The organism is Hymenobacter sublimis (genome assembly GCF_023101345.1).
Taxonomy (GTDB): Bacteria; Bacteroidota; Bacteroidia; order Cytophagales; family Hymenobacteraceae; genus Hymenobacter; species Hymenobacter sublimis.
Genome location: NZ_CP095848.1, coordinates 1628913 through 1642427, shown reverse-complemented (window position 1 = coordinate 1642427; position 13515 = coordinate 1628913). Strand labels below are relative to the sequence as shown.

The 13515-nt window shown below is 61.2% G+C and carries 10 protein-coding genes; 3 read left to right on the top strand and 7 right to left on the bottom strand.

Annotated features, from left to right (window positions below; all coding sequences use genetic code 11):
• Window positions 1-63: 63 nt before the first annotated feature.
• A protein-coding gene (locus MWH26_RS06925) for an IS5 family transposase (RefSeq protein WP_262921989.1) occupies window positions 64-818 on the bottom strand; the annotation gives its coding sequence in 2 pieces (ribosomal slippage) (window positions 64-485 and window positions 485-818; 756 coding nt in all).
• Between the two features lie 147 nt (window positions 819-965).
• On the opposite strand from MWH26_RS06925, the gene MWH26_RS06920 reads away from it, so the two are divergent.
• Entirely contained in the window at window positions 966-1448 is a 483-nt protein-coding gene (locus tag MWH26_RS06920) for a hypothetical protein (protein WP_247976623.1), read from the top strand.
• 4 nt (window positions 1449-1452) lie between these two features.
• Here MWH26_RS06920 and MWH26_RS06915 read toward each other — a convergent pair whose 3' ends face one another.
• From MWH26_RS06915 to MWH26_RS06900, 4 genes are all read right to left on the bottom strand, one after another.
• Window positions 1453-2652, bottom strand: coding sequence for an acetate/propionate family kinase (locus MWH26_RS06915; RefSeq protein ID WP_247976622.1), 1200 nt, complete (start codon window positions 2650-2652; stop codon window positions 1453-1455).
• Between the two features lie 195 nt (window positions 2653-2847).
• Window positions 2848-3771, bottom strand: a complete 924-nt coding sequence (locus tag MWH26_RS06910; RefSeq protein WP_247976621.1) for a DUF808 domain-containing protein — start codon at window positions 3769-3771, stop codon at window positions 2848-2850.
• Window positions 3772-3904: 133 nt separating this feature from the next.
• Window positions 3905-5995, bottom strand: coding sequence for a phosphate acetyltransferase (gene pta, locus MWH26_RS06905; RefSeq protein WP_247977069.1), 2091 nt, complete (start codon window positions 5993-5995; stop codon window positions 3905-3907).
• A 227-nt stretch (window positions 5996-6222) separates the two neighbouring features.
• Window positions 6223-8823 (bottom strand): ATP-binding protein, encoded by a 2601-nt coding sequence (locus MWH26_RS06900; RefSeq protein WP_247976620.1) that lies wholly within the window; start codon window positions 8821-8823, stop codon window positions 6223-6225.
• 169 nt (window positions 8824-8992) lie between these two features.
• Between MWH26_RS06900 and MWH26_RS06895 the strand changes: the two genes are divergently transcribed.
• Both MWH26_RS06895 and MWH26_RS06890 read left to right on the top strand, forming a co-directional pair.
• Window positions 8993-10444 carry a DNA/RNA non-specific endonuclease gene (locus MWH26_RS06895; protein ID WP_247976619.1) on the top strand — a complete coding sequence of 484 codons (1452 nt, stop codon included), beginning with the start codon at window positions 8993-8995 and terminating at the stop codon, window positions 10442-10444.
• A gap of 210 nt (window positions 10445-10654) precedes the next feature.
• The gene (locus MWH26_RS06890; protein ID WP_247976618.1) at window positions 10655-11818 is read left to right on the top strand and encodes an MFS transporter; all 1164 of its coding nucleotides are present in this window, start codon (window positions 10655-10657) and stop codon (window positions 11816-11818) included.
• A 110-nt stretch (window positions 11819-11928) separates the two neighbouring features.
• Here the strand turns inward: MWH26_RS06890 and MWH26_RS20195 are convergent, their stop codons facing one another.
• Complete coding sequence (locus MWH26_RS20195) at window positions 11929-12813, bottom strand: nuclease A inhibitor family protein (RefSeq protein WP_311136887.1); 885 nt, start codon at window positions 12811-12813, stop codon at window positions 11929-11931.
• A gap of 163 nt (window positions 12814-12976) precedes the next feature.
• Window positions 12977-13450: a transcription elongation factor GreA gene (greA, locus tag MWH26_RS06875; protein ID WP_244695860.1), complete on the bottom strand. Its 474-nt coding sequence runs from the start codon at window positions 13448-13450 to the stop codon at window positions 12977-12979.
• Window positions 13451-13515 lie beyond the last annotated feature (65 nt).

Genomic DNA, 13515 nt, shown 5'->3' with positions numbered 1-13515 from the left:
GCACGCGAGATGCTTCGCCTCCGCCTCTGCATGACGTTCCTGTTCTTAATATACTAGGAAGTGTTAACAGTCACGCAACCAGAGTACGGTTGCGGCCAAGTAAATGAACGCCAGAAAATGCGCATCCAGCTTTTCATACCGAGTGGCCAGCCGGCGAAACTGCTTGAGGCGGCTGAACAGTTGTTCGACAGGGTGGCGCTGGGCGTAGCGCACCGCGTCGTAGGGGCGCGGGTGGCGGCGCTTGCGCCGGGGCGGGATGACGGCTTGCGTGCCGCGGCGGGCAAGTTCGGCCACGAGCGGGTCGGAATCGTACCCGCGGTCGGCGATGAGCCAGTCCGGGGTGAGGCCCGCGAGCAACGGCAACGCCTGCGGGGCGTCGTGGCGCTGGCCGGCCGTGAGCCGGCACCGCCGCAAGCGGCCGCGCGCATCAGCCGCTACATGCATCTTGGTAGTGAGCCCGCCGCGACTGCGCCCGAGGGCTTGTGGTCCGTTTTTTTGCGCGCCCCCGACGCATGCTGGTGCGCCCGCACCGTCGTCGAGTCGACCAACAGCGTGTGCAGCGCGGCCTCGTCCTGCACCGCTTCGAACACGCGTTGCCACACGCCCGAACGGGCCCAACGCTGGAAACGTGTGTACGTCGTGTGCCAGTTGCCGCGCGCGGCCGGCAAGGCCCGCCAGCGCGCGCCGTTGCGGGCCAACCACAACACAGCCTCCACAAACTGTCGGTTGTCGCGTCCCCGGCCTCCGCTCGTGCCCGCACGGCCCGGCAACAGCGGCGCCAGCCGCCTCCACTGCGCATCCGTCAACATCTGCTCCATACTGCAAGGTAATCACTGTTAACACTTCCTAACTATATGCCCTGAGGTTGAGGATGGTACTATTTCGGCTGGCTTGACGTTTGCTTAGCGGCATTTAGTCGTGTGACTCGACAAGCTGGCCTACCCTTCTTTCTTCCGCTGCTTTTTATGAAACGTTTCGGCGGCCTAGCCCTGCTGGCCCTCCTCCCTTTTTCTCTACCCGCTCAGCAAGCTGGCTCGGTGCAGCGCCTAGATGAGAGCAACGGCTTTCGGGGCCTGCACTTTGGGGCTCCCCTAACGGAGGCCCTGCACCTGCGACTCGTCCGGGACGGCGGCGACGAAAAGATTTATGAGCGCACCGACGAGGATTTGCGGTTGGGTTCATTTTCGGCCACCCGCATTCACTACAAGTTTTTCCGCGGACAATTTGCCGCCGTTACCATCATTGTGAAAGGGGCCGACCATGCCCCACGCGTACTGCCCGCGTTTCAGAAGGTGTACGGGCCGGGCCGTGTGGAAGGCTTTAGCTGCAAGTGGCAGGGCCGGCAGGTGGCCCTCTCCTGCGCCTCCTGGAGCGAGGACAACGCCATCCTGGCCATGGCCAGCCTACCCCTTACGGCCCAAATGAAGCAGGCCAAGAGCGGAAAATAAGCTCCTACTCGGCCAGCAGCGTAGCGCACTGACTGGCAATTTCTAGCTCCTCGTTGGTGGGCACCACTAGCACCTTTACGCGGGCACCCGGCTGGCTTATTTCCCGGATGCCGGAGCGGCGCTGCTGGTTTTCCTGCTCGTTCAGCTCAATGCCCAGAAACTCCAGCCCCTCGCAGGCTTTGCAACGCACCAGCGCGTCGTTTTCGCCCACTCCGGCCGTAAATACCACCGCATCCAGCCCGCCCAGCACCGCCGCGTAGGCTCCAATATATTTGCGGATGCGGTAGGTGTAGAGGTCGTAGGCCAGGGTAGCGCGGGCGGCGCCTTGGTCCAGGGCTTTGGTGATGTCGCGCATGTCACTGAGGCCCGTGAGGCCCAGCATGCCGCTTTCCTTGTTCAGCAGGGTGCTGATTTGCTCGGCCGAGTAGCCCAGCTGGCCCATCAGGTGCAAAACCACCGAGGGGTCCAGGTCGCCGGTGCGGGTGCCCATTACCAGCCCGGTCAGGGGTCCGAAGCCCATGCTGGTATCGAGGCAGCGGCCCGCGTGCACGGCGGCGGCACTACAGCCGTTGCCTAGGTGCAGGGTAATGAGTTTGGCATCGGGCTGGCCCAAGTACGTAGCGGCCTGGGCCGCCACGTACTGGTGGCTGGTGCCGTGGAAGCCGTATACCCGCACCCGCTCCTCGGTGTAGATCTTCTCAGGCAGGGCGTAGCGGAAGGCGTGCTCCGGCAGGGTTTGGTGAAACGCAGTGTCGAAAACAGCTATCTGGCGAGCTTGGGGGAAGATACGCTCGGCCACTTCGATGCCCAGCAGATTGGCCGGGTTGTGCAAGGGGGCTAGGGCAAACAGGCGGCGGATTTCGGCTTTCACTTCTTCATTGAGCTCCGTAGTAGCTGCAAAGCTTTCCCCACCATGCACCACGCGGTGCCCTACTACTTCTACCTCCGCCGGGTCGCGCAACACTCCGTGCTCTGCATCGGTTAGCAGGGCCACTACCTCGCGCAAGCCGGCTTCGTGGTCGGGCAGGTGTAGGGTGCGGCGGACTTGCTGGGGTGTCTGCGTGGTAAATACGTTGTGGGTAATGGTGGCATTGGGGTAGCCAATACGCTCTACTAGCCCGCTGCACACCGGTTGCTGAACCGGCCACCGGAAAAGCTGATACTTAATGGAGGAGCTACCGGAGTTTACAACGAAGATGTTCATAGCGGAGAGAAAGACGGAAAGTCAGCCCATGCATGACTACGCCTGTAACAGGCTCATCGTGTGGGAAGAAGCGTAGGATGGTTGACGGCGCAGAAATAAAATCGTTGTCCTACTCTTGCCTATCCAATGCCGAGCCGCGGCCCTGCGCGTGCAGGCACCAGCATAACCGGCATTCGCGCGCTACCTGCAGATGCTTTAGGCTTTGCTAGGCCGCATTTTCTTCACTAACCTTACCACCTGATCAATAAGGAAGCCCAGGATAAGGCCGCCGATACCACAGGCCAGTACTTTGGCCAGCCAGGCTAGGGCCGGCACGTTGGCTAACGCATGTTCCAAGTCGTGGAGCAAGTGGCTGGTGAAAGGAACACCGTGGGCAATAATTTCGGCCCCTACCCACAGCATAGCGGCCGTACCTACGTAGCTCAGAATACGCAGGAAGCTGGGCATAAACTTGACGATGCCGCGCCCAAATTTCTGGGTGGCGGGGCCAAAATTCTCCCCGGCCAAGTGCAGACCGATGTCGTCCGCTTTTACAATCAGGCCCACAAAGCCATACACGGCCACGGTGATAAACACCGCCACGGCCAGCATCACGATAATCTGATTGACAATCGGTTGGCCGGTTACCTGGCTGTAAGCAATGGCCATAATCTCGGCCGATAGAATGATGTCGGTTCTCACGGCGCCCGTCACCCGCTCCTTCTCCAGTTCCTCCGGGGTAATGGCTTTCACCTGCTCACTTTCCGGATGCACCTCGTGGTGCTTGCTGAACATGGAATGCACCTTCTCATAACCCTCAAAGCACAAATACGCCCCGCCCAGCATCAGGATTGGGGTAATGGCCCAGGGCGCGAAGTAGCCCAGCACCAGGGCCGCCGGACTTAAAATCAGAATCTTGTTGATGAGGGATTTCTTGGCAATCTGGTAGATGATGGACAGCTCCCGGGAGGGGTCCAGGCCCACCACGTATTTGGGCGTCACGGCCGTGTCATCTATCACGATGCCAGACACCTTGCCGGTAGTTTTGGCGACCTGCGCCGGCACATCGTCGAGGCTGGCCGCGCTGACTTTCACCAAAGCCGAAATATCATCTAGTAAAGCAAAAAGTCCTGAAGGCATAGGTTGGGGTGGTGCGCTGTTTCTGTGTTAGAAAATGGTGTACTTCTTTCTCGTTTTACCAGGCTGCAAGCTACAAGGAAAGTAAACGAGGCCGCCGCATTTTAGCTCCTGCTACTACCCGGAACCCTGTTTGCTACCCCTGCTGACTCTGGATGGCCGTGATGATGACCGTGTTGTATACGTCATCGACGGTGCAGCCGCGGCTGAGGTCGTTGACGGGCTTGTTGAGGCCTTGTAGCACGGGCCCGATGGCCAGAGCCCCGGTTTCGCGCTGCACGGCTTTGTAGGTGTTGTTGCCGGTGTTCAGGTCGGGGAAGATGAGCACGCTGGCCTGGCCGGCTACTTCCGAGTCGGGCAATTTCTGGCGGCCCACTATGGGGTCCACGGCGGCGTCGTACTGGATGGGGCCGTCCACTTTGAGGTCGGGGCGGAGCTGACGGACCAGCTCGGTGGCCTGGCGCACCTTCTCCACATCAGCCCCCGCCCCCGACGTGCCCGAGGAATAGGACAGCATGGCAATGCGGGGCTCGATACCGAAGGCTTGGCTGCTTTCGGCCGAGGAAATAGCAATTTCGGCGAGCTGCTCGGCCGTGGGGTTGGGGTTTACGGCGCAGTCGCCGAACACGGCCACCCGATCGGGCAGGCACATGAAAAACACCGACGACACCACCGACACGCCCGGCTTGGTTTTGATGAACTGCAGGGCCGGCCGAATGGTGTGCTGGGTAGTGTGCACCGTCCCCGACACCATGCCGTCGGCGTGGCCCTGGTGCACCATCATACTCCCGAAGTACGACACGTCGCGCATCATGTCCCGGGCCATGTCCTCGTTCACGCCCTTGCTGCGGCGCAGCTCATAAAAGGCCTGCACGTAGCCGGGGTAGTAGCTGGAGTTTACCGGGTCTAGCACCTGCAGGTGCTCGCCTACCGGCATGTTTAGGCCCAGCCGTTTGGCCGACGCCGCTACCTCCTGGGGGTTGCCCAGAATGGTTAGGTCCACGATGTCCTGGTGCAGGAGCTGGGCCGCAGCGCGCAGAATCCGGTCGTCGTTGCCTTCGGGTAGCACAATGTGCTGGCGCTTGCGCTTGGCCCACTGCAGCAGGCGGTACTGGAACATGTGGGGCGTGATGCCCTCGGGTTGATAGCGGGCCAGGCGCTCCTGCAGGGCGCGCACGTCCACGTACCGCTCAAACGTCTGAATGGCCAGCTGAATTTTCTGCGGATTATCGGGCGAGATGCGCGACTTGATAGCGCCTACCCGGGTGCTCGTCTCGAAGGTGCCGGTGGGCACGGCCAAGATGGGCACCACCGTTTGCAGGCCTTCAATCAGGCGGCGCACGGGCTCCTCCGGCTCCGAGCCGGCCGTGAGGACAATGCCGGCCACGCGGGGGTAGCTGGCTGAGAGGTTGGCTTGCAGGGCCCCAATGATGATGTCGCCCCGGTCGCCGGGGGTTACGATGAGCACGTTTTCCTTGAGGTAGTTCAGAAAGTTAGGCAGCTGCATGGCCCCTATCACGTAGTTATCGACCTGGTTGCCCAGCTCGGCCTCGCCCAGCAGCAGCTTGCCGCCAAGCCCCTCCTGAATCTCGCGCATGGTGGGGTGTAGCAGGTTTACATCCTCGGGAATGACGGCCAGCAGCACTTCCTCCGGCAGCTGGGTGCGTAGCAGCTCACGCACGTCCGCTACCTGTTCGGGCCGAATGCGGTTGGCCACGGCGGCCAGCACCTGCACTTCCCGGGCCTCGAAGCTGCGCAGCACCGTCAGCACCGTGCTGACTACCTGAGCCGTGGTTTTGCCCTCGCCCGACACCACCATGAGCACGGGTACACCCAGGTTTTTGGCAATGGAAACGTTGGCATCGAACTCAAACGCGGTGCCGGGGCCCACAAAGTCGCTGCCTTCTACCACCGTGAAATCGTACTGCTCCTCCAGCTGCTTGTACTTGTGAATGACGGTGTCAATCAGCTCGCCCTGGGCATCGGCCTCCAGCAGGCGCAAGGCTTCGGGGCGGGTGTAGGCGAAGGTATCCTCGTAGGCCAGGGGTAGCTTGAAGTAGCTGAGCACGGTAGCAATGTGCGGGTCCTGGGGCTGGTCGCCGGCAATGATGGGCTTGAAGTAGCCGACCCGTTGGGCCTGGCCCAGCAGCAGATTCACCAGGCCCAAGGCCAGCAAGGACTTGCCACTGTAGGGCTCGGCCGAGGCAATAAAGACGGTTTTGGTCATACCCGTTGTCGTTGGTAGCAGATGCGGCAGCACGGCGGAAGAAGCCAGAGCCGCAGGGAAGTACTGCCTACGCAAGTGCATCGGGCAAGGATAAAAAGGCGGCGGCTTGGAGCTACAATTTTCGCCACAGCCGCGGCCGGCGCGGCCGCCACGCAGGCAGCCCAGCACGTGCCAACCGCTACTTCAGCCGCGTGATTTTCAGCTCGACTGGCACCCGCAGCAACTGGTTAGCGCGGCAAATACACCGAAAAAGTGGAGCCCTCCCCTACCGCGCTGACTACCTCAATTCGTCCGCCGGCGTTTTCCACCATTTTCTTGACCATGTACAGCCCAATGCCGCTGCCCTCCACGTGGGCATGGTAGCGGCGAAACATGACGAACAGCTTCTGTCCGTTGGCCAGATCTAGGCCCAGGCCATTGTCCTGCACTTCCAGCACCAGAAACTGCTGCTCGGTTCGGCACCGCACCTGCACCCGGGGTACTCGCCCAGGGTGGCGGTACTTCACGGCGTTGCTGATGAGGTTATAGACCACGGAACGCAGGTTTTTCTCGGAGAAGGCCACCAAGGGGCACTCCTCCACGTGCACCTCTAGTTGGGCACCCGTGTCTTGCAGCAGGGGAGCCAGGTCCAGGAGCACACCTTCCAGCACCGGGGCTAAAGCTACCTGAGTGGCCGGTTGGGCGTATTCCTGCTGAAGACGGGCTACATCGGTGAGCTGGGCAATGGTGGTTTTGAAGCGCTCCACGGAGCCGTACATCAAGGCCAGAATCTGGGCTACCTCTGGCGCGCCGGGCGCCGGAGACAGGCTACCCTGCAAGGCGTTCAGTAGTCCTTCAATGTTAAGAATGGGGGCTTTCAGGTCGTGGGAGGCCGTGTAAATGAAGTTATCCAGGTCCACGTTGGTGCGCTTGAGTTGCCGATTGGTTTCCAGCAGGTCCTGGTTGCGGGCTTCCAGTTTTGCATTGGTTACCTCCAACTCATCTGACAGAAACTGGAGCTGTTGCGCTGCCACTTTGCGCTCGGTTATTTCAGTTATTACCCCGGCCATACGCACAGGCGTGCCGCTTTCATCGTAAAAAACTTTGCCCCGCACTTCCACCCAACGCCGCTGCTGGTCCACGCGCACAATCTGCACCTCAAGCTGCAGGCTGCCCGTTCGGCGGGCTTCCAAGGAAGCCGCTTCCAGCAGTTCCTGCTGCTCCGGCACTACGTGGCTCCGAAACCGGTCTGCCCCCCACTCTGGCTGCGGCTCGGTATAGCCAAACAGCTGGTCGTGCTGCAAGGACCGCTCGGAGGTGTTGGTGCGCAGGTCCAGGTGCCAGGTGCCCATCTGGCCCGCCGTGAGGGCCAGTTGCAGCAGCTCCTGGCTGCGCTCCACCTCCCGGCGGGCCAGCACCTTGTCGGTAGCATCTACAATAAAGGCTAGAATGCCCTGCGTTTTGCCCTCAACCGTTACCAGGGGCTGATACACGAAGTCGATGTACTGCTGCCGTGACGTGTTGCTGGCCGGGTTGCGCAGCTGCACGGGCACCTCAATTCCCACGTAGGGCTCACCCGTGCTGTACACTCTATCAAGCAGGTGCACAAAGCCCTGGCTACCTATCTCAGGTATAGCTTCCGAAACGGGCAGGTCATACTGGGCCCGCTGCCCAGACAACACGTGGTAGCTGCTGTTGAAAAAGGTGTACCGGTGCTCGGGGCCGGTAAGGGTAGCAATGGAGGCGGGTACTTGGCTGAGAATGTGCTGAAGTAACACTTTTTGCTGCTCCAGCAGCTGGCCCTGCTGCTCCGCTTTCCGCAGGGCCGCTGCTACCTGGGTCGTGCGCTCCTGAATGCGGGCTTCCAGCTCCTGGTTCAGGGTGCGCAATTCGCGCTGGGTCTGCACCAGTTCTACGTTGGTAAGGCTGTACTCCTCATTCGCTACTTGCAGTTCTTCGTTGATAACTGCCTGCTCCTGATTTAGCTGCTCCACCTGTTGGCGGGCCTGCACCTGCTCGGTCACGTCGTAAGCAAAGTTCAGCAGGCCATAGATGCTACCCTCCGCATCGCGCAGGGCCTGGAAGAACACGTTGAAATAGCGCTTCTGCAGCTGGCCTGAATTTGTAAAATCAACCCAGGTTTCCTGCTCCTGATTGTAATAGGGCTTTCCAGTTCGGTACACGCGAGTGAGCTCCTCATATACACCCTGACTTTTAAGCTCGGGCAGGGCCACGCTCAGGGGCAGACCCAGTATTGTGCGCTCCGGAAACAGCTGCTGGTAATACGGATTCACCAAGTCATACACCATGTTGGGTCCAACATATATGGCTATGCACACGGGCAGCTGCATGAGCATATCGTGGAGGCGCTGGCGCTGGGTTTCGGCTTCGGCCCGGGCCTGCCGCTCCCGCGCGTGACTTTCGCGCAGGGTTTGCTCCACGTTGCTGCGGTCTTGGTCGGCGGTATCCGTGAAGCTAACCACCAACAGCTGACCACTGCGCCGAGCTGCCAGGTGAAAAAAGTTGTCCAGCCGGTCGGCCTGATAATTAACATCGAAGCGTTCGGCCCCTTCGTTCTGGAAGGCCTGGCAGTAATACGCAAACACGCCGTTGTGCCGGGAGTGTGGATACTGGGCAAGCAGGGTCCAGCCAGCGTGCTCCGGTAGCTCCAGCATGCGCTGGGCCGCCGGATTCAACCGTACGCACTGAAAATCAATGATTTCTTGACTATCAGGGGCGTACACTGGCTGGTAAAACAGTACGCCCGTCAGCGACACGAACAGCACATCGGCGAGCAGTTCCGAGGCCGAAGACAGCGCGGGGGCCGGGAAGGGAGGGGTAGCTGGCATAGGGCAGGCAGGCGTAACTGGAATAATATCTGCAAGTTCACAGAACCCGCAGGGAATCCAACCGGCGCGGCCGTTAGTTGCCCACAAACGGCCGCGGGATGCCCTCCAGGCCCGGCATGGAAAGCTCGGGTTCTACACTACATTCGTTGTCTAGTTCGTACCGCTGCTCATGTTTTCACACCCCGCTCCTTTGTTGTTTTCCGCCCTGCTGCTCAGCCTCAGTACCCTGGGCTGCTCTCAAAACCCGCCCGAAACGGCCCGCACTGCGCCGGCCAAGTCATCGGCCTCTCAGCCTACCCAGTCGGGGGCGGGACGGATTACCGAAACGTTTGAAACGGCTGAAAAAGGAGCCTACGCGGCCGCTGATGAAACGCTGGCCTCCGGTTCCTGGCATTTCGAGGATGCCCTAATCGGCTCCTCCGACCAGGATCATAAGAGCGGACAGCGTGCGGCCCGCCTGCGCGGGCAGGGCCGGCTGCGCATGAACTTTGATGCGCCCGGCGGCGTGCAAACCATCCGTATCAAAAGTGCCGCCTACGGCGACGACCCGGCCAGCACCTGGGAGCTGTGGGGTAGCCTCGACCGGGGCCGCACGTTCCGGCGCATTGGGCAGCCGGTGCGGGCGCAGGGGCCACGGCTCATCGTGACGACGTTTCAGGGAGGAGCCGCCGGCCCGTTGCGCCTGGAAATCCGCAAGACCGATGGCGGCTCGGGCCGCCTGAACATCGACGACATTGCCCTAGAAGCAGCCGGCGGCGCGGTTGCTGGCGGGGCAGGTGGCCCCGTTCCCCCGGCTCCTTCCTCCCCAGCGCCCAGCCCTGCCCCGGCTACTCCCGCCCCAGCCCAAGCCGCAGTCACGGGCCGCGACGATAACATGGCCCTAGGCAACCCCAGCGGCGCTACCCCAAACGTAAACACGCCCACCAACTACCTACTCAGTAAGCCCCAGTTCGCCGTGGGCTACAACGCCCAGCGCGGCACGCCCACCTGGGTAAGCTGGCACCTGAACCGGGCCTGGATGGGCGCAGCCCCGCGCCAGGACGACTTCCGCCCCGACCCGGCCCTGCCCCGGCAGTTTTACCAGGTCACGCGCAACTCTTACGCCGGCTCCGGCTTCGATAAAGGCCACAACTGTCCCAGTGCCGACCGCACCACGGACCTGGACGACAACTCGGCTACCTTCCTGATGACCAACATGATTCCGCAGGCTGGCAACAACAACCAGCGCACTTGGAGCGCCCTGGAAGAGTGGGGCCGCGACCAGGTGCGCCAAGGCCAGGAAATCTACGTTATCATGGGTAGCTACGGCAAGGGAGGCACCGGCCAGAATGGCAAGATGACGACCCTCGACCAGGGCCGGGTAACGGTGCCCGCCCGCATCTGGAAGGTGCTGGTGCTACTACCGGAAGGCAGCAACGACCTGCAGCGCATTGCCGCCGGCCAGGCCCGCATTGTGGCCGTGGATACGCCCAACGACCAATCCGTAAGCCCCGACTGGAGCCGGTACCGCGTGAGCGTAGATGCCATTGAGGCCGCCTCCGGCCTGGATTTGCTAAGCAAGCTTCCGCTACCCGTGCAGGAACAGCTGGAGGCGCGGGTTGATACGGGCCCCGTGCGGTAGCTCAGGGCAGCCGCAACCTCCGCAGCAACCTCTGGGGTAGGCGGGCGTACATGCAGGCAGCTGAAGCCAAGAGGATTTCCGCAATTGTGCTGATCTTTACGGCGACGCCTCCCACCGCGCCTATTCACTTTTCTTGGTGCATTCCCACCCATTATGCCTTTGCCGGGGCGTAATGGGTGTTTTTTTGACTTACCAGCGGCCTCCTTTTCTATGCTTGCTCAACCCCTTACATCACCCCTGCTCCGACCCCGCCGCACGCACCGCCTGGCCGTAAGCGCCGCGTTTCTGCTGCAGGGGCTGTGCTTTTCTACGTGGGCGGCGCGCATCCCTACCGTGCAGCAGCAGCTAGGCCTTTCCGATACCGAGCTGGGAGGCGTCCTGCTGGCCGTACCGGTGGGGTCTATGGCCTCGCTGCCGCTGTCGGGCTGGCTGGTGGCTCGTTTCGGTAGCCGCCTACTTACGGTGCTGGGCCTGTTTCTGTACGCGGCGTTTTTGCCCCTGCTGGGACTGGCTACTACCACCCCGCAGCTCATGGGGGCGCTGGTCTTGTTCGGGCTGGCTAGCAACATGGCCAACATCAGCATCAATACCCAGGCCGTGGGCGTGGAGGCCCTCTACGGCAAGTCCATCATGGCATCCTTCCACGGCTTGTGGAGCCTGGCAGGCTTTGCCGGCGCGGCGCTGGGCACCTTCATGATTAGCAACACCATTGCACCCCTTCCCCATTTTCTGCTCGTGGCGGCTGTGGTAATCGGTAGTGTATTTCTGGCCCGCCCCTACCTGCTGCCCGCCGACGCGCCCCGGGAAGCGGACGCCCCAATATTTGTACTTCCCGATAAATCGTTGCTGCTGCTGGGCGTATTGGCTTTCTGCTCCTTACTCTGCGAAGGAACCATGTTCGATTGGAGTGGGGTGTACTTCCGCAAGGTTGTGCAGGCGGATAAAGACTTGGTGGGCGTGGGGTTTGCCGCCTTCATGAGCACTATGGCGGCAGGCCGCTTTGTAGCCGACTGGTTTGCGGACCGCTTCGGCCGCCGGCGCACGCTGGTGCTGAGTGGTTTGCTGGAAGCCACTGGCCTGCTCATTGCCGTGGCTTTCCCCGGCGTTATTCCTGCTACGCTGGGCTTTATGCTGGTGGGGCTGGGCGTATCGTCGGTGGTGCCGCTGGTGTACGGGGCAGCGGGCCGTTCTACTACTATGTCGCCGGGCGTAGCGCTGGCGGCGGTTTCTACGGTTGGGTTTGCTGGCTTCCTGCTCGGCCCACCCGTTATTGGATTAGTAGCCGGCGTCACCAACTTGCGGGTATCCTTTGCCTTGATTGCCCTGATGGGCGTAGCAGTAGCGGCCCTGGCCCGCCGCTCGGCCGTTGACTAATGCTTGGTGCAGGCTTCGAGGGTAAAACACCAGCGGCCAGCCCTAACCAGGCTGGCCGCTAATCTTGTGCAGCGTGCTATACTATGGAGGCACCAGCTTTTTACGCCCGATTAGGTTTCTGTCAGTACGGTTTTAAAGCCCGCCAGCTTATCGCCGTCGGCCTCGCCCAGCACCAGCACCGGCACCTGCGGACCGCTGCCAAAACGGTAAACCTGCACGTTGTTCAGTTCCTGCTTCAAGTACATCTGCAGGGCTTTAAAGCGGTTGGCCAGCTCGGGGTTACCTAGCACGCCGTTGTCGGCGGTGTGGTTGCGCAGGAAGTAGGTTAGCTCTTGCTTTTCCACTTGGGTAGCAGCGGGCACACCGGCCAGCGTAGCCAAGGCCGCATCCGTTAGGGCACCGGCCGGCGCGGGGTAGCTCACGGCCTCCAGGGGCGCCTCCGATTCGCTCATGTATTCGAGGCCTTGGGTTAGCTGCTGGAGCTGGTGCAGGGTAGCATCGGAGGTAGCAGCAGGAGCAGCGGCATCGTTGGCTTCGGGGGTTGCGTGGCGGGCTTGGCTGGTGAGGGCGGCCGTAGCGGTGGAGCTATTTGCACCGCTGCCGGGCACTTGGGCGGCAATGGCGGCGGCCAGCTCCTGCATGCGCGCATCGGCCACCTTTATCTTGGGGTTGGCAAAGTTCATGTCCGCCACCTGCTTCATCGGAATCAGGTGAATGTGGGCGTGGGGCACTTCCAGCCCAATTACCGCCACTCCAATCCGCTTGCAGGGCACGGCCGCTTTCACGCCCTTGGCCACGCGCTGGGCAAACTGGTGCAGGGCCGCCAGTTCGGCGGGTGGCAAATCAAAAATGTAGTCGACCTCCTTTTTCGGTATTACCAGCGTGTGGCCTTCCACCAGCGGGGTGATGTCCAGAAACGCCAGGTGCTGGTCGTCCTCGGCAACCTTGTAGGCGGGCAGCTCGCCCGACACGATACGGGAGAAAATAGAAGGCATAGAGGAAGGTAGTGAGTGGTGAAGTTGCGAAGTTGTGGAAACCACGGCAGTGCCGCGTGGCGCCTCAAAGTACGCGGCAAAACGCAAAAGGGCGAAGCCGACTGGCTTCGCCCTTTTGTTAAGTTCATGAAAATCACAAACTCACCATTTCACAAGGTCACCGTTAGCGGCTGATTTCCAGAATTTCAAACTGGAGCTTACCCGCGGGTACCGTGATTTCAGCCGTGTCGCCGGCCGACTTACCCAGCAGGCCTTTGCCAATGGGCGACTTTACGGAGATTTTGCCGGCGGCCAGGTTAGCTTCCTCTTCCGCTACCAAGGTATAGTCCAGAACCATGTTGTTTTTCAGGTTCTTCAATTTCACTTTGCTCATGATAAGCACCTTGGAAGTATCCAGGTTGCTCTCATCCAGCAGCCGCGCATTGCCGACAATTTCCTCCAGCTTGGAGATTTTGAGTTCGAGCAAGCCCTGCGCTTCCTTGGCCGCGTCGTACTCCGCGTTTTCGCTCAGGTCGCCTTTGTCGCGAGCCTCGCGCAGGTCATCGGCGGCTTTGGCCCGACCGCGGATTTTGAGGTCCTGCAGCTCATCCTTCAGCTTCTGAAGACCTTCCGGAGTGTAATAGTTGATGGTAGCCATGGTGGGGTGATGTAAGCTCAAAAAACAAGGAGAACGGCCAGCGCGGCTGGCCGTTCTCCCCGAAC